The sequence below is a fragment of the Leucobacter sp. GX24907 genome (assembly GCF_053567335.1).
In genome coordinates this window covers 18675-37893 of sequence record NZ_JBSGPD010000001.1, presented here as the reverse complement: position 1 = coordinate 37893, position 19219 = coordinate 18675, and the positions used below count along the sequence as shown (strand labels likewise).

At 66.6% G+C, this 19219-nt stretch carries 21 protein-coding genes and 1 pseudogene; 14 read left to right on the top strand and 8 right to left on the bottom strand.

The window, feature by feature from the left end; genetic code table 11:
* Window position 1: 1 nt before the first annotated feature.
* Complete coding sequence (locus tag ACUYV6_RS00220) at window positions 2–655, bottom strand: GntR family transcriptional regulator (RefSeq protein WP_449276638.1); 654 nt, start codon at window positions 653–655, stop codon at window positions 2–4.
* 263 nt (window positions 656–918) lie between these two features.
* Here ACUYV6_RS00220 and ACUYV6_RS00215 point away from each other — a divergent pair, with 263 nt between their 5' ends.
* The 3 genes from ACUYV6_RS00215 to ACUYV6_RS00205 all read left to right on the top strand — a co-directional run bounded on the left by ACUYV6_RS00215 (window position 919) and on the right by ACUYV6_RS00205 (window position 3844).
* The gene (locus ACUYV6_RS00215) at window positions 919–1611 is read left to right on the top strand and encodes a DsbA family protein (RefSeq protein WP_449276637.1); all 693 of its coding nucleotides are present in this window, start codon (window positions 919–921) and stop codon (window positions 1609–1611) included.
* Between the two features lie 22 nt (window positions 1612–1633).
* Window positions 1634–2461, top strand: a complete 828-nt coding sequence (locus tag ACUYV6_RS00210) for a cytochrome c biogenesis CcdA family protein (protein ID WP_449276636.1) — start codon at window positions 1634–1636, stop codon at window positions 2459–2461.
* A gap of 87 nt (window positions 2462–2548) precedes the next feature.
* On the top strand, window positions 2549–3844 hold the full coding sequence (locus ACUYV6_RS00205; RefSeq protein ID WP_449276635.1) for a bifunctional o-acetylhomoserine/o-acetylserine sulfhydrylase: 1296 nt from the start codon (window positions 2549–2551) through the stop codon (window positions 3842–3844).
* A gap of 128 nt (window positions 3845–3972) precedes the next feature.
* On the opposite strand, the gene ACUYV6_RS00200 is transcribed toward ACUYV6_RS00205, so the two are convergent.
* A complete protein-coding gene (locus tag ACUYV6_RS00200) occupies window positions 3973–4482 on the bottom strand; it encodes a hypothetical protein (RefSeq protein WP_449276634.1) in 510 nt (169 codons plus the stop codon).
* 106 nt (window positions 4483–4588) lie between these two features.
* Between ACUYV6_RS00200 and ACUYV6_RS00195 the strand changes: the two genes are divergently transcribed.
* Both ACUYV6_RS00195 and ACUYV6_RS00190 read left to right on the top strand, forming a co-directional pair.
* On the top strand, window positions 4589–5296 hold the full coding sequence (locus ACUYV6_RS00195) for a DsbA family protein (protein WP_449276633.1): 708 nt from the start codon (window positions 4589–4591) through the stop codon (window positions 5294–5296).
* Window positions 5297–5299: 3 nt separating this feature from the next.
* Complete coding sequence (locus ACUYV6_RS00190) at window positions 5300–6154, top strand: cytochrome c biogenesis CcdA family protein (RefSeq protein WP_449276632.1); 855 nt, start codon at window positions 5300–5302, stop codon at window positions 6152–6154.
* A gap of 41 nt (window positions 6155–6195) precedes the next feature.
* Here the strand turns inward: ACUYV6_RS00190 and ACUYV6_RS00185 are convergent.
* Both ACUYV6_RS00185 and ACUYV6_RS00180 read right to left on the bottom strand, forming a co-directional pair.
* Window positions 6196–6576: pseudogene (locus ACUYV6_RS00185) on the bottom strand (thioredoxin family protein); the annotation flags it as partial.
* A gap of 113 nt (window positions 6577–6689) precedes the next feature.
* The gene (locus ACUYV6_RS00180; RefSeq protein ID WP_449276631.1) at window positions 6690–7388 is read right to left on the bottom strand and encodes a DsbA family protein; all 699 of its coding nucleotides are present in this window, start codon (window positions 7386–7388) and stop codon (window positions 6690–6692) included.
* A gap of 111 nt (window positions 7389–7499) precedes the next feature.
* Between ACUYV6_RS00180 and ACUYV6_RS00175 the strand changes: the two genes are divergently transcribed.
* The 4 genes from ACUYV6_RS00175 to ACUYV6_RS00160 all read left to right on the top strand — a co-directional run bounded on the left by ACUYV6_RS00175 (window position 7500) and on the right by ACUYV6_RS00160 (window position 9694).
* Window positions 7500–8072 carry a hypothetical protein gene (locus ACUYV6_RS00175; RefSeq protein WP_449276630.1) on the top strand — a complete coding sequence of 191 codons (573 nt, stop codon included), beginning with the start codon at window positions 7500–7502 and terminating at the stop codon, window positions 8070–8072.
* Entirely contained in the window at window positions 8069–8464 is a 396-nt protein-coding gene (locus tag ACUYV6_RS00170; protein WP_449276629.1) for a BlaI/MecI/CopY family transcriptional regulator, read from the top strand. The genes ACUYV6_RS00175 and ACUYV6_RS00170 overlap by 4 nt, the downstream gene beginning before the upstream one ends.
* Before the next feature lie 2 nt (window positions 8465–8466).
* Complete coding sequence (locus ACUYV6_RS00165; protein ID WP_449276628.1) at window positions 8467–9447, top strand: M56 family metallopeptidase; 981 nt, start codon at window positions 8467–8469, stop codon at window positions 9445–9447.
* Window positions 9448–9523: 76 nt separating this feature from the next.
* Entirely contained in the window at window positions 9524–9694 is a 171-nt protein-coding gene (locus ACUYV6_RS00160) for a hypothetical protein (protein ID WP_449276627.1), read from the top strand.
* A gap of 72 nt (window positions 9695–9766) precedes the next feature.
* Here the strand turns inward: ACUYV6_RS00160 and ACUYV6_RS00155 are convergent, their stop codons facing one another.
* Window positions 9767–10552: a PIG-L deacetylase family protein gene (locus tag ACUYV6_RS00155; protein WP_449276626.1), complete on the bottom strand. Its 786-nt coding sequence runs from the start codon at window positions 10550–10552 to the stop codon at window positions 9767–9769.
* A gap of 209 nt (window positions 10553–10761) precedes the next feature.
* Between ACUYV6_RS00155 and ACUYV6_RS00150 the strand changes: the two genes are divergently transcribed.
* A complete protein-coding gene (locus tag ACUYV6_RS00150) occupies window positions 10762–11778 on the top strand; it encodes an alcohol dehydrogenase catalytic domain-containing protein (RefSeq protein ID WP_449276625.1) in 1017 nt (338 codons plus the stop codon).
* Window positions 11775–12866, top strand: coding sequence for a flavin monoamine oxidase family protein (locus tag ACUYV6_RS00145; protein WP_449276624.1), 1092 nt, complete (start codon window positions 11775–11777; stop codon window positions 12864–12866). Before ACUYV6_RS00150 ends, ACUYV6_RS00145 begins: the two co-directional genes overlap by 4 nt.
* 3 nt (window positions 12867–12869) lie before the next feature.
* On the opposite strand, the gene ACUYV6_RS00140 is transcribed toward ACUYV6_RS00145, so the two are convergent.
* The 3 genes from ACUYV6_RS00140 to ACUYV6_RS00130 all read right to left on the bottom strand — a co-directional run bounded on the left by ACUYV6_RS00140 (window position 12870) and on the right by ACUYV6_RS00130 (window position 15166).
* Complete coding sequence (locus tag ACUYV6_RS00140; RefSeq protein WP_449276623.1) at window positions 12870–13199, bottom strand: hypothetical protein; 330 nt, start codon at window positions 13197–13199, stop codon at window positions 12870–12872.
* 15 nt (window positions 13200–13214) lie between these two features.
* The gene (locus ACUYV6_RS00135; RefSeq protein WP_449276622.1) at window positions 13215–14495 is read right to left on the bottom strand and encodes an MFS transporter; all 1281 of its coding nucleotides are present in this window, start codon (window positions 14493–14495) and stop codon (window positions 13215–13217) included.
* A gap of 200 nt (window positions 14496–14695) precedes the next feature.
* Window positions 14696–15166 carry an Lrp/AsnC family transcriptional regulator gene (locus tag ACUYV6_RS00130; RefSeq protein WP_449276621.1) on the bottom strand — a complete coding sequence of 157 codons (471 nt, stop codon included), beginning with the start codon at window positions 15164–15166 and terminating at the stop codon, window positions 14696–14698.
* A 110-nt stretch (window positions 15167–15276) separates the two neighbouring features.
* Here ACUYV6_RS00130 and ACUYV6_RS00125 point away from each other — a divergent pair, with 110 nt between their 5' ends.
* The 3 genes from ACUYV6_RS00125 (at window position 15277) to ACUYV6_RS00115 (ending at window position 19195) form a co-directional block, all read left to right on the top strand.
* Window positions 15277–16524, top strand: coding sequence for a MalY/PatB family protein (locus ACUYV6_RS00125; RefSeq protein WP_449276620.1), 1248 nt, complete (start codon window positions 15277–15279; stop codon window positions 16522–16524).
* Window positions 16525–16670: 146 nt separating this feature from the next.
* Window positions 16671–18080, top strand: a complete 1410-nt coding sequence (locus ACUYV6_RS00120) for an APC family permease (protein WP_449276619.1) — start codon at window positions 16671–16673, stop codon at window positions 18078–18080.
* A gap of 35 nt (window positions 18081–18115) precedes the next feature.
* The gene (locus tag ACUYV6_RS00115; RefSeq protein WP_449276618.1) at window positions 18116–19195 is read left to right on the top strand and encodes a branched-chain amino acid aminotransferase; all 1080 of its coding nucleotides are present in this window, start codon (window positions 18116–18118) and stop codon (window positions 19193–19195) included.
* The last annotated feature ends 24 nt before the right edge of the window (window positions 19196–19219 follow it).

The window sequence follows — 19219 nt, the reverse complement described above, 5'->3', positions numbered from 1 at the left end:
ATCACGGTATGTGAACGGGCGGCATCCGGTCGGTATGCACGTCGTTGATGTGCCTCCGTAGGCTCTCGGCGAACCGGGCAGGATCCTCGGCCCGCAGTGCCTCAACGAGTTCTCGATGTTCGTCGAGCACGAGCTGGCACTGGTTCAGTAGCCGCGAACCCAGCCTGAACAACATGTAACGCTGTCGGTCGGCGAGCCGATCGCTAAGTTCGAGGAGTACCTGGTTTCCGCTGACCTCGACGAACGAACGGTGGAACGCCGTGGCCAAGTCGACGAAGCGGTGCACGTCCTGCTCTTCGAGCGCGGTTTGCTGCTCAGCGATCTGGTGGGTGAGTTTCTCGCATAGAGCGGTGATCTGTGAAGCGTCTGCCCGTTGCACCGCTGCGGACTCCAGAATGTAGCGAGTGTCGGAGAGGTCGGAGATCGCGCGGTCGCTGAGGCCCTTCACCAGGGCGCCGCGCTTCGGGTAGATCGTGATCCACTGCTCGTCTTGCAGCCGGACCAGCGCAGAACGGATGGGTGTGCGACTCAGTGACAGCTCCGCGGCTAGCCCCGACTCGCCGAGCATGTCGTCGGTCCGGTAGCGCCCCTCGATGATCCCGTCGCGGATGTGCTCGTACGCGCGGACGGCCGCGGACTCCGGATCCTGCACCATGGTGAGAGCACCTCAACTCGTCTCGGGCGATGGTAGACACAACTAGTATCCATGCTGCAGTACCCGGCGGGAAATTCTTGATACCGCGCGGTCTGATCCCGCTCGTACCCCGTCGTCAGTCAGTTTCCCGAAAGGTGCCCCACGGGTGCGGCGGCTTCTAGGGCTGGGAGCCGGTAAGTGTGGGATTCTTCTTGTATCCTAGATTGATGGCTTTCCCTCCTGTATCGACTGTCCCCCTGCAGAAGTACCGTCGACTGAAGATTGTGAGCCTTCTGCTTTTGGCCGTGAGCGTGTTCTTGGGCATCGCGCTATTCGCTCAGTCCACCGAGCAGGGGGTGAAAGCTCCCGCAGAGGGTGCGACGGGTTCGAACCCGTCTACCGAGCAAAGCGGGCCGGAAGCAGCGGCCTACGTGCGCGCCGACCCGAATGACCCGATGGCGATCGGCGACCCCGATGCCCCGGTCGTGCTCAGCGAATGGACCGATCTGCGCTGCCCCTTCTGCGCAGTGTTCAGTCGGGATACGCTCCCCGCCATCGTCGAGGAGTATGTTGATGCAGGCAAGGTGCGCATCGAGATCAACGACGTTTCCTACTTCGGCGACGAATCGACCAACGCTGCAGTCGCGGCTCGCGCAGCGGGAGAACAGGGCCGGTACATCCAGTACTTGGACGCAGTGTACGCGGCCGCCCCGGAAGATGGCCACCCCGAGATGCCGCGCGAGAAGTTGATCGACTTCGCCAAGACTGCCGGCGTCTCGGATCTCGCTCAGTTCGAACAAGATCTCGACGACCCCGGATTGCGGAGCGCGGTCGAAGCGAGCACGGCACAGGCGCAACAGCTCGGCGTCAGCGGCGTACCGTTCTTCGTCGTCGACGGGAAGGCACTCTCAGGCGCTCAGCCGGTCGAGGCTTTCCGGGAGCTCCTTGACGAGGCGCTCGCCGAAGCGGAGAAATAGCAGAGCGGGTCGGAGGAGAATCGTGGATATCGGCCTGCTCGGCGCATTGCTCGGCGGCGTGCTCACACTGCTGAGCCCCTGCTCCGTGATGCTGCTCCCCGCGTTCTTCTCCTACGCGTTCGCCACGCCCCACCAGGTCGTCTCGCGCACCGGGATCTTCTACCTCGGCCTCATCACGACGCTGATGCCTCTCGGGATGCTCGCGGGCACGCTCGGCGCCTTCGTCAACCAGCATCGCTTCGTGTTCGTCACGGTCGCCTCGATCGTGGTAATCCTGCTCGGCGCGATCATGCTGCTGAATCTGCCGTTCCTTCGACGACGCCGGGTGTCAGGTCTGAACAGCACCTCCGGCCTGTCGGTCTACGCCCTCGGCACGGTGTACGGTCTCGCCGGTGTGTGCGCGGGCCCACTGCTCGGCGCTGTGCTCACCTACGCCGCGATGGGCGGCAACGCACTCTACGGCGGACTCGTGCTCCTGGTTTTCGCGGCGGGGATGGCGCTTCCGCTGTTGACCCTTGCGCTCTTGTGGGGGCGGATCCCTGTAGTGAAGACACTCGTACGGCCACGTGAGATCAGGATCGGGCGGTGGCGCAACACCTGGACCGGGGTGATCGGCGGTCTGCTGACAATCGCGATCGGCACGCTCCTCCTTGTCACTCAAGGCACAGCCAGACTCGGCGGGGTGCTCGGCGCCACCGACCAGATGCGGCTCGAGGGGTCCGTGCTCGGGGCGACTGGGAAGGTCTCGGACCTGTGGGTGCTGCTCGGCGCTGCGGTGCTCAGCGGAGGTGCGCTGCTCGCCGTCCGTCTCCGCAAACAGCGCGCTACGGATCCGGCAGCCGAGGAATAGATGGCAGCCGAACCCCTTCAACCTGACACCCAGTACAGACGATACTCGCCGCGGGAAGGCCCACGGCAGTGACGGAAAGGACAGCAGATGACACAGCAGAATTGGCGATTCGAGACCGCACAGATCCATGCCGGAGCCGAAGTCGACCCGGTCACCCAGTCGCGGATCACCCCGATCTATCAGACGACGTCGTATGTATTCGATGACGCGAAGCAGGCCGCGGATCGTTTCTCGTTGTCGGTGCCCGGCAACATCTATACCCGGATGATGAACCCGACCACGGCCGTGCTCGAAGATCGCATCGCCTCGCTCGAAGGGGGCAGTGCGGCGCTCGCCCTTGCCAGTGGCCAGTCGGCGGAGATGATCGCGGTACTCAATATCGCGGGTGCCGGGGACCACATCGTGTCGGCGGCAGGGATCTACGGCGGGACCTACAACCTCTTCGCGCACACCTTCGCGAAGCTGGGTATCGAGACCACGTTCATCCGGGATCAGGACGATCTCGCCGAATGGCGCGCGGCAATCCGCCCGAACACGAAGCTGTTCTTCGCGGAATCGATCGGCAACCCCACCACAGCCGTGCTCGACACCGAGGGTATTGCGAGGGTCGCGCACGAGGCCGGGATTCCGCTCATCATCGACAACACGATCGCGACACCGTACCTGTATCGCCCGCTTGAGCACGGTGCCGACCTCGTCATCCATTCGGCGACGAAGTTCCTAGGCGGGCACGGCGCAGTGCTCGGCGGAGTGCTCGTCGACGGTGGGGTGTTCCCCTGGACGCAGCACGCGGACAAGTTCCCGGGTCTCACCACTCCTGATGCCTCCTACCACGGTGTCACGCACGCTGAGGCCTTCGGAGAGTCGCTCGCGTTCATCATGAAGGCTCGAGTACAGATGCTGCGCGACCTCGGGCCGGCGATCGCCCCGCAGAGCGCTTGGCAGCTGTTGCAGGGCGTCGAGACCCTGTCGGTGCGCATGCGGCAGCACGTCGTCAACGCACGGGTCGTCGCCGAATGGCTCGAGGCGCACCCGCAGGTCGAGCGTGTGCACTACGCCGGCCTGCCGTCCTCCCCCTGGTACGAGCGGGCCGATCGAGTATTGCCGGGTGGCGTCGGTGCCGTGTTGTCCTTTGAGATCGCCGGAGGCCTCGAAGCCGGTGTTGCGGTGGTGAACAGCGTCGGTCTGTTCAGCCATCTCGCGAACATCGGGGACGTGCGCTCGCTCATCATCCACCCCGCTTCGACCACGCACTCGCAGCTCACCCCCGAGCAGCTCGCCGAGGCAGGAGTCGCCCCCGGGCTCATCCGCCTGTCCGTCGGACTCGAGCACACCGACGATCTGATCGCCGACCTCGAGCAGGCCTTCCGGGCGGCCCGCTGAGATCCTGATCGGCCCACCGCCCGTTTCTGCTACTCCGAGCGGGTGGTGGGCCTTCCTCAGTAACACGAGCCGGATCCGGCACTCGAGGAGTGACCCGTCCCGCCCGGCGGGCTATTCGCCGAGCGGAGCTATTCGACGGGCCGGAGACCGACGAACTTCATCTTGTCCTCGCCGTAGAAGCAGGTCTGCAGGGCGAGATCCCCGTCGAGGCCTTCGAGGTCGTCGATCGTCGCCCAGACCTGCGGCGTGTGCCGGATGTCGACGACCTCGTAGACCTGGTCGCTGTCGGCCACGCGGATGTGCTGCCCGACCTCCCAGGGGAGGAGCGCGTCTCCCTGGCAGTTGTTGTGCGCGGCCCAGATGGGTGGCACGCGGGACTCGTCGTAGGACTTCATGTGGGTGAAGGTGCCATCGCAGCTGTCGAGCTCCGCGACATCACCGGATCCGCCGAGGGTGACGGTCGGCAGCTCGCCGAAGACGTCCCGCTGTACCCCGTCCACGGCCCTCCTCACCTCGGTCTTGAGCGTGCCGTAGGTGCGTTCGACCTCTGTGGGCGCGAACGCCATCGCGGCGAGAAGCCCGCCCCCGGCTATCAGCAGCGCGGCCCCGAACACGGCGAGACCGCGGTGCTTTCTCAAGTGTTTACTATGCTGCATAGTTTACTATACTGCATAGTAAGTTCGTCGATGTCCAGTGCGCTCGCGGCGTCGCCTGTCCGGCGTTTCGAGCGGGTGAAGGAGAAGCATGTCCCAGACCACCGCCCAGAAGCTCCGCTCCTGGTCCATCCCGATCGGGATCGTCGTGATCGCGGGCCTGCTCATCGCGGTCCTCATCATGCAGGTGAAGAACGGTGCGGGATCGCAAACCGCGGATCCCGCGGCGACGCAGCAGGAACAGCCGGATCTGACCTTCGTCGAAAGCCGCGACGAAGCCGATGTCGAGACTGCCGGACCGGCCGACGCGCCGGTGGCGATGGTCGTCTACTCCGACTACCAGTGCCCGTTCTGCGCGAAGTGGTCGAACGATGTGCTGCCGACGATGATGAAATACGCCGAGGCTGGCGATCTGCGGATCGAGTGGCGCGACATCGTCATGTACGGCCCGGACTCCGAACGCGCGGCCCGCGCCGCTCACGCCGCGGGTATGCAGGACAAGTTCTGGGAGTACCACGACGCGCTCTATCCCGATGGGGAGCACCTGCAGCCGGATCAGCTCACCGATGAAGCGCTCGTCGCGCTCGCCGCAGACTTCGGCCTCGACACCGAGCGGTTCACGACCGATATGAACGCGCAGGAGACCAAGGACATCATAGCGGGGTACAAGGCTGAGGCGGGGGAGCTCGGCGTCTCGGGCACGCCGACCTTCGTGCTCGGTGGCGAGCCGATCGTCGGCGCGCAGCCTGAGAGCACGTTCGTCGACACGTTCGAGAAGAAGCTCGCAGAGGCCGAGTAGCCCGTGCAGGTCGGCCTCCTCACAGCGTTTCTCGGCGGCGTTCTCGCACTGCTGAGCCCCTGCAGCGCGCTGCTGCTCCCCGCCTTCTTCGCCTCGACCGTTGGGGCGAAGCTCAAGCTGCTCGTGCACGGTGCGATCTTCTACCTCGGGCTCGTCGTCACCCTCGTGCCCTTCGGCCTCGGCCTTGGCGCGCTCGGCTCCCTGTTCATGGATCACCGCGGCATCGTCATCGGGATCACCTCGATCGTGCTCGTCGTGCTCGGCGTCCTGCAGGCGCTGGGCTTCGGCTTCGACCTCTCCCGCGCCCTGCCCGGCGTCGCGAAGACGCAGCAGAGCGCGCACCGGCGGAAGGGCCTCGTGCGCACCTTCCTGCTCGGCGCGGTCGGTGGGGTCGCGGGCTTCTGCGCCGGGCCCATCCTCGGCGCCGTGCTCACCCTCGCAATGGGGCGCGGGAACACCTGGGAGGCGGGTGCCCTGCTCGCCGTCTATGGTGCGGGCATGGTCGTCCCGCTCGTGCTCATCGCGGCGCTGTGGGGGCGGATCGGCGCCCGCGGGCAGCGGCTGCTGCGCGGACGCAGCGTCACGATCCTCGGTCGCCAGCTGCACACGACCTCGCTCATCACCGGGATCCTCATCATCGCCGTCGGGCTGCTGTTCTGGTTCACGAACGGCCTCGTCGCGATGCCCTCTCTCGTGCCCATCTCGGTGCAGGCGTGGGTGCAAGAGCAGGGCGCCCTGCTCGCGAACCCAGTCTTCGACATTGCCGCGATCGTCGTGGTGGCGCTCATCGCGCTCACGATCTGGGCGCTCGGCCGTCGCCGGGCTTCCCGGAACGCAGAGACCGAAGTACTGAAGTAACTTCAGGGTCTCGGCCTCTAGCGGGGTGTCGTTGAGCGGTCCTACTTGTCGGACTCGGCGGTCTGCTCGGCGATCTTGGCGCGGACCTCGTCCATGTCCAGATCGCGCAGCTTGCCGATGAGGTCCTCGAGCGCGGGGGCGGGCAGGGCGCCTGCCTGCGAGAACACGCCGATCCCGTCTTTGAAAGCCATGAGCGTCGGGATCGAGGTGATCCGGAAGCCCGCCGCAAGCTCCTGTTGGGCCTCAGTGTCGATCTTCCCGAAGACGAGATCCTGATGCGTTTCCGCTGCGCGCTCGAACACCGGCCCGAAGGCGCGGCAGGGGCCGCACCACGCGGCCCAGAAGTCCAGCAGCACGATTCCCTCGCCGGAGAGTGTCGGCTCGAGAGTGTCCTTGGTGATTTCGATAGTGCTCATGATGCGGTCGCGCGTTCGATGCGCGCTGCGTCCTTTCTTTGCTGGTCATGGTCTTCGGAATCCGGTGTTACAGGCCGGAAGCTTCGGTGTCCCGCGGGTGGGCTGATCCGTTTCGATGCTCACCCGCCCTGCTGGAGCGCGGTCTCGATATTCTCGATGAACGCGTCGGTGGGCTGATAACCGGAGATGAGTTCATCGTTGAAGCGAAACGAAGGCGTCTGAGTGACTCCTCGGCTTCGACCTTCCCGCTCATTCTCCACGATGGCCTGCTCGACTTCAGGGGAGGTCATGTCGATCGTGAAGCGATCGATCTCGAGGTCAAGCTTCTCGGCGAGCGCGATGAGTGCCTCCTCGGTCAGCTCGTCGTCGGGCGCGCCTTGCGGGTTCTCCATGAGCGCGTTGTGGTAATCGAGGAATCTGCCTTGGAGCCCAGCGGCGTAGGCGGCGCGTGCGCCGCGCTCGGAAGCTTCGTCGGGGGCGCTGACATCGCGCCACACGATGCGCAGCTCGCCGGTGTCGACGTAGTCGATCAAGGCGGGTAGCGTCTCCCGGTTCCAGTGGTTGCAGAACGGGCACTGGAAGTCGGAGTAGACGACCAGTTCGAGAGTGGCGTTGCTCTCGCCGAGCACGAGCGGATCCTCGCCGGAGGCGCGCTGCGCCTGCCACGCCGCTTGCTCCTGGGCGGTCGGCTGCTCCTCTTTCGGCTCCCATCCGCGCTGCAATAGGAACGAGCCGACGATGACGAAGGCGATAATCCCGAAAATCGTGAGCGGCACGCCGACGGCGACGCTCGGGGAGCGTCGTGCGCCATCGGCCACAGTGCATCCTCTCGGGTCGTTCACAATTCGGGCTGTGAGTATTGCGATCTCGGTTACTATTCTTAATAGTAGACTATGGCGCCTAGTAGAAGTTCGATGAAGGGAGACCGTATGGCCCAGCGTTTCACCTTCGCGGCCGCTCGGGAACAGCTCGTGCTCGCCGGTCGCGGTCTGCGCGCTTGGAGGGCCCGGCAATACCTCGTCGCCGGGGCTGCAGCAGTCGGCTTCGGACTGCTGGTGGGTGTTGTCACGGTGCTCATCCCGAACTCCTGGTTCGCCCGCGACATCGACACGGTGTGGTGGAACTATCCGGTGTGGATCCTCACCTCGATCGGCGCGGGCATGCTCACCGCCACGTACATCAGGCTTGCAGGATCCGATTCGAGGGTCGAGGGGAATGTTGAGGAGACACCGGCCGAGCGCCGTACGGCTCGCATGGGAATCGTCGGCGGTCTCCTCACCTGGTTCGCGGTCGGCTGCCCGGTCTGCAACAAGATCGCGCTCCTCGCGCTCGGCTATTCCGGGGCGATCACCTGGTTCGCCCCCTTCCAGCCGGTGCTCGCGGTCGCCGCGATGATCCTCACCGGGCTCGCGTTGATCTGGCGGCTCAAAGGGCAGGTCGCCTGCCCGGTGACCCCCGCACCTTCCCCGACCTCCTCTCAGCAGATGGAGCCAGCCGCATGACCCGTCCAGACGAACACGCGCAGCACCGCGTCTACAGCGGGGAGCCCGCGCGCCTCGGCGCGCTCGAATCCCAGGTGATGGATCTGCTGTGGAACGGAGACACCCACACGGTGCGCGGCATCATCGACCTGCTGCCGTCGGATCCGGCCTACACGACGATCTCCACGGTGCTCGCGAACCTTCGCAAGAAGGGTCTCGTGTGCGCCGGGAAGGACGGATACACCACGCTCTACGGCGCCTGCGTGAGCAGAGAAGAGCACACCGCCCGGATCATGGGGCACGCCCTCGACGAGAGCGGTGATCGAGAGGCGGCGATCCTCCGTTTCGTCGACAGCATGCCCGAAGACGAACTCGACTTACTCCGCCGGCATCTGCTGGGAGAGAGCGAGTAGCGATGTCTGCGGCCACCATGACGATGATCCTCTCTGGGGTGCTCATCCTGGCTGCACTGGGCGGCCCCTGGGTGGTGCGGCAGGCCGCTCCGGCGCTGGCATCCGCGCCGCGCCTGGCGTCGGTCGCGCTCACCGCGACCGCGCTCCTCTGGATCACGGCCCTCGTCGCGCTCGGGCCGGTCGTCGCCTGGATGAGTCACGGCCCCGCCTGGCTTCCGCAGCAGGCCGCCGAGATCTGCGACCGTTGCCTGAGCGCGGCCTCCCCGTTCGGCGAGTCCGCCGTCACGCTCGGAGTCCCGGCTATCGTGCCGTTGGCCCTGCCCGCGCTCGGGATGTTCGCGGTGCTCGCGGGCCTTCTCCGGGAATACTGGCGAGTCCGGCGCTCCCAGGCTGCTCTCGCGAGGACGATCCTCTCCTCCAGCGAGACGGCGATGCTGCTCGGCCGTCGGGTGCGGATTACGGGGGAGACCCGGCCCCATGCGTTCTCGCTCCCGCACCGACATGGCGGCATCGTCCTCTCGCGCGGCGCGGTCGCGGCGCTGTCGACCGCCGAACTCGACGCCGTGCTCGAACACGAGCAGGCCCATCTCGACCAGCGGCATCACCTGTGCCTCACGATCCTGAACGGTGCGACGCGCTATTTCAGATGGATCCCGTTCATCCGAGCCATTCGCGATGCCGTGCCGCACTACTGCGAGATCGCCGCCGATGAGGTCGCCAAGCGGCGCACTGGGACCACGGCGCTCGCGGGAGCGCTCGTCAAACTCAGCCAGCCCGGGACGCCCGAGACCAGCAGCCCGATCGTCGCCCATGCCGCGCTCCACGCCGCAGGATCCGAGCGCATCCGGCAGCTGCTCGGCCAGCCCCGCCCGCCCGCGAGCCTCGCCCTGGCCGCGGCCGCGGCCGCCTACGCGTTCATGCTCGCGGCTGCGATAGCCGCCGTGCACTGGCCCTACCTACTCGCCCTGCTCACGGGGTGCTGAAAGTCTCCCGCTGACGCGGAACACGACCAGACCATCTCCAACCAGACAAGACCATGACCAGAGAGGACACGAGCCTATGTCCAGCATGACCGGCCCATCCGTCGAACCGAGGATCCTGAAGAGGCCGCGCAAACGAGAGGTCGCGTTCCTCGTGTTCGGGGCGGCGGTGTTTGCGCTGGGAGTCTCGGCGGTCAGCACCATCTGCGTCATCTGCGCGCATCCCGCAACGGTCGCGGCTGTCGGCTGAGGCGAGCTGAGGAGGTCGGTACGTTCGATACCTGAAGTGTTGCCCGGCCTCCGGCACGTGGCCGTGTTCGAATTACGATTCTCCGTGCCGCGTCGACGCAGCGGCCAGTTCTGCGGCGGTCGGCTCCCTGAACATCTCGCTCGTCCACCACTCGAAGAAGCGGTCTTCGCCGAGGATCGTGACCGGCCCGACCACCTGCGACGCGTGCGCCGCCAGAGCTTCGCGCTTGATCTTCGCCTCTTCCGGCGTCGGGTGCAGGTGCATGGCGAGGGCATCGTCGGGGCAGGTGATCGGCTCGCCGCGGAGGGTGAGCGGGAACTCGGGCGGGTACTCCAGGTGGTGGCGCGCCACGAATCCGTCGGTCATGGTGGCGTAGAGCAACTGCGCACCGGCGGGCAGCCCACCGCGCCGCTCGAGGTCGAGCCAGGCTGCGGTGGTCCACCGGCTCACGGCGATGTGATCGGGATGCCCGGTGATCCCCTCGGGGCCGAAGGTCACGACGAGGTCGGGGCTGAGGTCGGCGAGCGCCGCACGCACCGCTGCGACCCCGTCGGAGTCTGACACGGTGTGGCACTCTCCGTCTGAGAAGCCGAGTAGCTGGAGATCGTGCACACCGAGCACACCCATCGCCGCGGTGAGTTCCCGGTCCCGCAGCTCGGCGACTGCCTCCCGGTCGATCTCCGGGTACGGCGCCCCGACCTCGCCGAGCGTCGCGTGGATCACGCGCACGCGGCCTCCAGCTCCGATCGTGCGGAGCATCAGAGTCGCGGTCAGGTACAACTCGTCATCGGGGTGCGCCCACACTCCCGCGATCACGCGAGGGGTCTCAGACGGCTCGTTCACGTGGTTGCTGCTCATCAGCCCCAAGATATCGGAATCGCCCATAATCCGCGGCTATGCCCGGATTCATGACAGGGGCCTACCGGCCTCCTGAGCCCGGGTCGTACCCTTGCGCAGGCAGACCCGAACGGCAGCGGCGGGACACCGCGAGCGATGAGCCCGGGCCCGGGCTAGACATCAGACCCTGCCCGGCACGGCACGAATATGAACACGGAGGCTCTCTCGTCATGAGCAGTATCGCGATGCGCGTCGACCCCGAGCAGGGCGGACTCGTGCCTCGAACCGTGGACTCGGCTTCTCCCGCCCCGGGGTGGGTGACGGTGCGGGTGGCTGCCTGCGGCGTCTGCTTCGCCGACATCGGCACCAGCAAGAACACGGCCTCCGAGGCGCCGGTGACCCCGGGCCACGAGGCCGCGGGCATGATCGCCGCTGTCGGAGACGGAGTCAACGGCTGGCAGGCGGGGGAGCGCGTGGCAGTCGGCTGGTTCGGCGGCAGCTGTGGCCACTGCACTCACTGCCTCGCCGGAGACCCAGTGCACTGCGCCGAACGGAAGATCCCCGGCGTCTCCTACCCGGGCGGCTGGGCTGAAACTGTCGCCGTTCCCGCAGACGCGCTCGCCCGCATTCCCGACGGCCTTGACGACTTCGATGCCGCTCCGCTCGGCTGCGCCGGTGTGACCACGTTCAACGCGATCCGTCGCGCGGGTATTGCGCCCGGTGGCCGCGTCGCCGTGTTCGGGATCGGGGGTCTCGGGCACCTCGCGGTGCAGTTCGCCGCGAAGCTCGGCTACGAGGTCGTCGCGATCGCACGCGGCGCTGAACGAGCTGCTCTCGCTCGCGAGCTGGGAGCCGACCACTACATCGACAGCGCGGCATCAGAACCGGGGGCGGCGCTCCGCGAGCTGGGCGGAGCGGATCTCATTCTGTCCACCGCATCCACCACCGCGCCCGTCGCCGAACTCATCGCGGGGTTGCGCACGCACGGGCGCCTCGTGATCATCGGCGTCGACGGCGGCACGATCGAACTGCCCGCGGCGCAACTCGCGATGCACTCGATCGTGGTCACCGGGCATCTCACCGGCAGCGCCCTGGACATCGAGGAGACCATGCGGTTCGCGCTGCTGAACGACGTGCGTCCGATGGTGGAGCGGATGCCGCTGGAGCACGCGAACGAGGCGATCGCAGCACTCGAAGCGGGCAGCGCGCGGTTCCGGATCGTGCTCGACGCCAGGAGCGAGCGATGAGCGCGGAGGCGAGTGCAGGAGTGAGTGTCGAGCGCGCCGACGTCATCGTCGTCGGCGCCGGCTTCGCGGGTCTCGCGGCAGCCGATGCGCTGCACGAGACCGGTCAGTCCGTCATCGTGCTCGAGGCGCGCGATCGGGTCGGCGGGCGGGCACGGAGCACGCACACCTGCGGGGGATGGGTCGACCTCGGGGCGACCTGGTTCTGGCACAACGAGCCGCTCGTGCGCGAGTACGTCGAGCGACTCGAAGTGCCGGTGTTCCCGCAGCATCTCGATGGGGACGCGGTCTTCGAACCGGGCCGTGAGCAGCGACAGCGTCTCGCCGGCAACCCCATCGACGCACCCGCCTCTCGGTTCGCACACGGGGCCGAGGATCTCGCCCAGCGCATCGCCGCGCAGCTGCCAGACGGTGCCGTCCGGCTGAACGAGGCGGTCACCGCGGTCGAAGCGACTGAAGACGGCGTGGCGGTGACAAGCGGGGCCCGGCGATACGTGGCGGATCACGTCGTGCTCGCCGTGCCGCCGGCACTCGCGGTCGAGCAGATCTCGTGCACGCCCTCGCTCCCCGACGATCTCGCCGCCGCAGCAGGGCAGACGATGGTGTGGATGGGGACCATGGTCAAGGCCGTCGCCATCTATCGGCGCCCCTTCTGGCGCGAGGAGGGGCTCGCGGGCTCCGCTGTGAGCTACGTCGGCCCTTTCCGCGAGTTCCACGATCACTCCGGACCGGGCGGATACCCGGCCGCGCTCTTCGCGTTCGCTCCGTCGCAGGCACTCGCCTCGCTGACCCGGGATCAGATCGAGGAAGCTCTCCGCTCGCAGCTGCATTCGCTGTTCGGTGCGGAAGCGGCGGACCCGTGCGAGGTGTTGCTCGCAGACTGGCGTCTCGAGGGCTACACCTCTCCGGCGCACCCGGTCGCGACCGCGGGCGCCGAGGGATATGGGGCGCCCGTGCTCCGAACGCCGGTGCACGAGCGCCTCTTCCTGGCCTCGACCGAGACGGCGCCGGGCTTCGCAGGGCATATCGAGGGCGCGCTGCTCGCGGGCCGCGACGCTGCGCGGCGCATCTGCGCGCGCGTCGCCGTGTAGGGCCTAGAGCCGGATGTAGGCAGCGCCCGCGAACTGCTCGCGCACGAGCACGACGGGCGCCCGCTCGGACCCGTCGATCCTCTCAGGCAGGTTCGCGGGGTCGATGCCGTGGCGCTCGAGGCCAACCGAGCAGGCCGAGACGACGGCATCGTCGGGAAGGCCGCTGGTGTCGAGCTGTTCGAGGGAGCCGAGCGCGGCGCCGTTGAGCACGATCCTCACCTGGACCCCGGGAAACTCTTCGCGGAGCATCGAGGCGAGCGATACCGCGCGCGTGGCGTCCTCCGCGGCCGATACGGCGTGGAGAATGACGCGCTGCTGATTCTGATCTGACACGGTGATCCCTCTTTTCTATTCCTGATGGGCGGGGATGCGGCGAATCACGAACAGCACAAGCGGCACGAGCACGACCATCGCGATGACCGAGAGCGTCGCGAAGCTGCTGACCGCGAGCAGCGGGCCGGCGGCGAACGCGGCCGTCGCCCCGCAGAGGTTCGCGAGCGCGTCAACGCCGCCCTGAGACGACGCCCGCACCTCCGCCGAGACGGTGGAGGCGAACAGCGCGGATCCCGCGACGTTGACGAACGACCAGCCGATCCCGAGCAGGATCAGCGAGGCGATGATCCAGCCGGTGTCGTCGGGCCACACCGCGCCGAAGAGCAGCGACAGTAGAAAGATCCCGATCCCCGCCCAGATGGAGAAGCGATGCCCCTGGTGGTCCGTGATCCATCCGACGACGGGGGCGAGTGCGTACATGCCGAGGATGTGCAGGCTGATCGTGATGCCGACGAGGTTCACCGTGCCGCCCTGGTGCACCATGTGCACCGGCGTCATCGTCATGATCGAGACCATGACGATCTGTGCGGTGAGGATCGCGACGACTGCAATGCGCGCCGGACGGTTCGTGCGGATCTCGGCGAAGATCGGTGCGAAGCGGCTGCCCTTGCGCTTCGAAGTCGCGGCCGGGCCCGTCTCGCTCTCCGAGTTGAGGAGCAGCAGCGGGTCGGGTCGCAAGATCAGGAACACTACGAGGCCGGCGATCGCGAGGCACACGGCGGCGATCAGGAATGCGCTGGCGTAGACGGTGAGCCCCGTCGCGTCGCCGATCAGCCCGCCCGGCGCGCCCAGGTTCGGGCCGAGCACGGAGCCGATGGTGCCGACCCAGACGATGAGAGCGAGAGACCGGGCCTTGTGCCGGGGCTCCGCCAGGTCGGTGGCGGCGAAGCGCGACTGCAGGCTGACAGCCGATCCCGAACCGATGAGCAGCAGTCCGATGAACAGCGGCACCACCAGATTCCACTGCGCGGCGGGGACGAGGATTGCGGCCCCCGCCGCGGCGATCCACCAGCCGGTGGTGAGCGCGAACCGGCGGCCGCGCCTCGCGGCCAGATTGCCCAGCGGTAGCCCGAGCAGTGCCGCGCCCAGAGTGCTCGCGGTGCGGGCGAGACCCGCCCAGGCCTCGTTCTGCGTCACCTCTCCCGCGAGCAGCACGCCGATCGACGGTGCCACCCCGACGCCGACCGTGCCGACGATCTGCGAGATCACGAGCACGATCATCGTGCGCCGCTGCACCCGCGCGAGGCGGGCTTCGCGGTCGGAGGCTTGAGGGGAAGTGATCGTACGGGGTTTCATGGGCGCTTTCTCTGCGCTGGCCGACAGCACATCTCGAATCGGACACCACCGTCTCGCACGGGGCATCGCGTCAGACATCTAGGATACAAGAAGAGTCCCAGGCTGTGTGTTCTCAAAGGTTCGAATTATGCACCCGGTCCCTGGGGGAGGCCGCGGTCCCCGTGGGAGGTGTTCGTCGGTAGCGTCCGTGACGTGTGGATTCAGAGGTTGCCCGCGGCCTTCCCGGTGGGAGGGAGGGGGCGGGTGGCTACGGCCTGCTTCATGACGAATGTGGAGTTGAGGCCGCGGAGGCCCGGTAGGCGGGAAAGCACGTCATCGTAGAAGGTTTGATACGACTTCCGGTCGACGGCCACGATTCGGAGCAGGTAGTCCGGTTCGCCGAAGAGACGTTGCGCCTCGATGATCTCGGGGACCTTCGCGATCGCAGAGTCGAACTCGGTCACCGAGTCTGCGCGCATGAGCGTGGCGAAGACGATCACTTCGAAGCCGAAGCCGACCTTTTCGGCGTCGACCACGGCGCGGTAGCCCTGAATCACGCCTTCCGCCTCCAGTTCGCGCACCCGTCGCTGGCACCGGGACACGCTCAGCTGCACCTCACGGGACAGATCTGTGAGCGTCATTCTTCCATCTGTCTGCAGCAGCGCAATAATTTTGCGATCAATGGCATCCATAGTGAGGATCCTAGCTTTCTGGGCGCGTTTTGAAGCAAAGGAGGCGAACACTTTGACGCATCTCCCTTCTAGCCTGGATGCATCCGATATTCCACGAGCAAAGGATGACCTTGAGTAACGAAGCTCAGCCGACCGACGATCCCTCGACCGCAGACCTTCTTGCGACGTTCGACGAGGTGACCGATCGCCGAACCTCGAACTCCATGAAGTGGGCCTTTGCGGAGCAGCTCCTCGCTGATGATCAGGCGGCGGCGGATCCGCTCCCTATGTGGGTCGCCGATACCGACTTCAAGGCACCGCAGGCTGTGCTCGACGCGCTGCATGCGGCGGTGGATCACGGCATCTTCGGCTACCCGGGCGGTGCCGCCGAAAGCTACCTCGACGCGATCGTCGGCTGGCAGTCGCGCCGCTTCGGCTGGGACGTGGAGCGTGAGTGGATCATCCAGACCCCGGGCATCATCACCACGCTCAAGACGGCGGTGCAGGCATTCTCCGCCCCGGGGGACACCGTGCTCGTGCAGACCCCGGTCTATGCGCACTTCCTCGACGACGTCCGGCTCAACGGCCGACACCTCGCAATCGCCCCGCTCGAGCGCGTCGCAGACGGTTACCGCTTCGACGCGGATGTCTTCGAGGCGGCAATCCGGCCGAACACGAAACTCTTCATTCTGAGCCACCCGCACAACCCGACTGGAAACGTGTGGTCGGAAGAAGAGCTGCGCACCATGGGCGAGATCTGTGCTAGGCACAGAGTCCTGGTGATCTCCGATGAGATCCACGAAGACCTGATCATGCACCCCGATAAGCGGCACATCCCCTTCGCTAGCCTGGGTGCGGACTTCGCGCGGAATAGCATCACCTGCACCGCGCCCAGTAAGACCTTCAACCTGCCCGGCCTGCAGAGTGCGAACGTGTTCGTCCCGGATCCGCGCATCCGCGCTGAGCTCGCCCGGCAGATCGAACGCAACATGTTCCCCCTGGTCAACGTGCTCGGCATGGTCGCGGCCGAGGCCGCTTACACGCACGGCGACGACTGGGTCGATGAACTGGTCCGCTACGTCCGGGCCAATCACGAGCACTTCGCGCAAACCGTCAACACCACGATCCCCGAACTCGAGGTGCTGCCGGCGGACTCGCTCTACCTGGCGTGGATCGACTGCCGCGGCCTGGGGCTCGAGGCCGAGGCGCTCAAGCACTTCATGCTGACAGAGGCAAAACTCTGGCTCGATGAGGGGCAGAAGTTCGGGCCGGAGGGGCACGGCTATATGCGCATCAACCTCGGTTGCCCCCGATCCACCGTCGATGAGGCCATCAGTCGCCTGCAGGCCGCTGTCTCAGGGTGGAGGGAGCGCGCATGAGCGCCGACGACGAGACAGGTGCCGTCCTGGAGGTCTCTGTCTAGCGCATCCACGGATTCCGGCTCTGCGCGACTACATCGAATCGATCCACGCCGCATAGCGCGTACCCGCCCCACTGCCAACTTCAACGACGAAGGACACAGATCATGACGGCATCCCATCCGCTCCCGCCCGGCGACCGCACCGGCATACTCACCGTGCAGGCTTCCTCGGGGAGGAACCAGGACAACCTCAAGCGCACTATCGGGCTTCCCGGTGCGATCGGCATCGCGGTCAACCAGATCATCGGCGGTGGCATCGTCTCACTCACCGGTGTCGCGATCGCCATGACCGGTGGGGGCGTCGCGCTCTCCTACGTGATAGCTGTGATCGCAGTGATCATCAGCGCGATCCCCTATGCTTCACTCGCCGCGGCGATGCCTGCTGCGGGCGGAACATATGCCTGGCCGGCGCGGGTCATCCATCCGGCTGCTGGATTCGGCCTGGCGTGGGTGCTCGCGCTCGGCAAGACCGCCCTGAGTCTGTACGGTCTGTCAGCCGGGGCATATCTGCATGCGATCAATCCGTGGTTCAATCCGGTCTGGGTCGCAGTGGCGCTCGTCACGATCTTTTTCATCGCCAATCTGGCAGGAGCCGTTGTCTCCGCCCGGTTCGGCGTGGTCCTTATGGTCATCATGCTGGTCGGTTTCGCCACATTCGCGTTCTACGGTCTTGCGATGGTGGATTGGCAGTTGTACCCGGAGGTCATGCCCAACGGACTCGTGGAGCTCCTGAGCGCCGCTGCTCTACTCTCCTTCGCGACCTCGGGTGCCTACGGGGTCGGGGAGCTCGGCCGCGAGATGAAGCGTCCGGGCCGCGACATCCCGATCGCCATGATCGGCGGGACCGCGATTGTCGGCGTGATCTACGTCCTCGTGGCGCTCCCCGCCGCGGGTGTGCTCCCGATCTCCGAGGTCGCGGGGGAGCCCCTGTCCACCGTCGCCGCAGAGTTCCTACCGCGGGGCCTCTGGATCTTCTTCATCCTCGGCGGAGCCCTGGTCGCGATCGTGAGCACCATGAATGCGGAACTCCTCTGGGGCACCAAGGCGCTCCTCGCCGCGAGCGACGACGGCTGGCTCCCCAAGTGGCTCGGTGCGGTGAACAAGCGCTTCGGCACTCCGCACTGGTTGCTCACCATCCTCTACTTCATCGGCATCATCCCCGCGATCGCGGGCGTCGACATCGACGTCATCGGCACGGCATCGTCGGTATTCGTGCAGCTCATGTTCGTTGTGGTCGTTATCGCTTCAGTGGTCCTGCGGTACAAGCTGCCCGAGGTGCACGCGGCCTCGCCGTTCAAGCTGCCCAAGGGCCTGCACTTCACGATCGCCGGTGTCGCGATCCTCATGTCGATCTACCAGGGCTATCTGCTGATCGTCGACTTCGACATCCGCGTCTGGAGCGCCGTGGGTATCTGGATGCTGCTCGGCCTCATCATCGGCGTCTCCCGTTACCCGAAGGTCAAGCGAATCCTCGCCGCCCGGCGGGCAGAGGCAGAGGCCCTTTCCGAGCGGTGACCTGCCCCTTCACGACCAGAATGAAAGCTTCTTCTATGCATGCCTTCACCGTGCGGCCCGCTCATCGCGAGGCCTCGCCCTCCGAGCGTTCGCGCATCCTCGCCGATCCAGGCTTCGGCAGGTACTTCACCGATCACATGGTTACCGGAACCTGGTCCTCCGGGGGCGGCTGGCATGACCTCTGCGTCGTGGGCCTCGAACCTGTCGCCCTGCATCCTGCCTCCGCCGTACTGCACTACGCGCAAGAGATCTTCGAGGGGCTCAAAGCCTACCGGCACCCGGACGAGAGCGTCTGGTTGTTCCGGCCCGACGCGAATGCTGCGCGTTTCGCCCACTCGGCACGCAGACTTGGCCTCCCAGTGCTCGGCGAACAGCTCTTTCTCGATGCCGTCGTTCAGCTCGTGCGGGCCGACCATCGGTGGGTACCGGCCCACGGCGCAGAAGACAGCCTGTACATCCGACCGTTCATGTTCGCCTCCGAGGCTTTTCTCGGCGTGCGCTCGGCAGAGGAAGCGAGGTTCTGCACGGTGGCCTCGCCGGCCGGCCCCTACTTCTCGAACGGGCCGGTGGGGATCTCGCTGCGGGTGAGCCGCACCCACGCGCGTGCCGCCCCCGGCGGCACCGGAGACGCGAAGTGCGGGGGCAACTACGCCGCCGGTCTCGCGGCCCAGGCCGAGGCGCGGGAACACGGCTGCGATCAGGTCCTGTTCTTGGACAGCGCGGAGCACGAGTGGCTCGAGGAATCAGGCACGATGAACATCTTCGTCATCACCTCCGACGGAGAGCTCATCACTCCCGAACTCGGCACTATCCTCGCGGGAGTGACCCGGGACAGCGTGATCGCTCTCGCGCCCGAGCATGGCCTCGCGCCTGTCGAACGCCCGATCGGCATGACCGAGGTGCGGGAGCGGTGCGCGAACGGCACGATCACCGAGATGTTCGCCACAGGGACCGCAGCCACCATCACGCCGATCTCCAGGCTGCACGACGGCGACGAGATCTCCGTCGGAAACGGCGTGCCGGGCCCGCAGACCCTCGCACTGCGGCACCGGCTCCTCGGGATCCAGCGCGGAACGCTGCCCGATACGCATCGCTGGCTCACGCGGGCCGCCTGAGCGGTCCTGCCTCGTCGGCCTCAT

Coding starts and splice junctions, on each gene's coding strand:
- ACUYV6_RS00120 (WP_449276619.1), top strand. CDS start 16,671: ATGACGGCATCCCATCCGCTCCCGCCCGGCGACCGCACCGGCATACTC.
- ACUYV6_RS00175 (WP_449276630.1), top strand. CDS start 7,500: ATGGCCCAGCGTTTCACCTTCGCGGCCGCTCGGGAACAGCTCGTGCTC.
- ACUYV6_RS00165 (WP_449276628.1), top strand. CDS start 8,467: ATGTCTGCGGCCACCATGACGATGATCCTCTCTGGGGTGCTCATCCTG.
- ACUYV6_RS00170 (WP_449276629.1), top strand. CDS start 8,069: ATGACCCGTCCAGACGAACACGCGCAGCACCGCGTCTACAGCGGGGAG.
- ACUYV6_RS00130 (WP_449276621.1), bottom strand. CDS start 15,166: ATGGATGCCATTGATCGCAAAATTATTGCGCTGCTGCAGACAGATGGA.
- ACUYV6_RS00115 (WP_449276618.1), top strand. CDS start 18,116: ATGCATGCCTTCACCGTGCGGCCCGCTCATCGCGAGGCCTCGCCCTCC.
- ACUYV6_RS00205 (WP_449276635.1), top strand. CDS start 2,549: ATGACACAGCAGAATTGGCGATTCGAGACCGCACAGATCCATGCCGGA.
- ACUYV6_RS00155 (WP_449276626.1), bottom strand. CDS start 10,552: ATGAGCAGCAACCACGTGAACGAGCCGTCTGAGACCCCTCGCGTGATC.
- ACUYV6_RS00150 (WP_449276625.1), top strand. CDS start 10,762: ATGAGCAGTATCGCGATGCGCGTCGACCCCGAGCAGGGCGGACTCGTG.
- ACUYV6_RS00195 (WP_449276633.1), top strand. CDS start 4,589: ATGTCCCAGACCACCGCCCAGAAGCTCCGCTCCTGGTCCATCCCGATC.
- ACUYV6_RS00160 (WP_449276627.1), top strand. CDS start 9,524: ATGTCCAGCATGACCGGCCCATCCGTCGAACCGAGGATCCTGAAGAGG.
- ACUYV6_RS00135 (WP_449276622.1), bottom strand. CDS start 14,495: ATGAAACCCCGTACGATCACTTCCCCTCAAGCCTCCGACCGCGAAGCC.
- ACUYV6_RS00220 (WP_449276638.1), bottom strand. CDS start 655: ATGGTGCAGGATCCGGAGTCCGCGGCCGTCCGCGCGTACGAGCACATC.
- ACUYV6_RS00145 (WP_449276624.1), top strand. CDS start 11,775: ATGAGCGCGGAGGCGAGTGCAGGAGTGAGTGTCGAGCGCGCCGACGTC.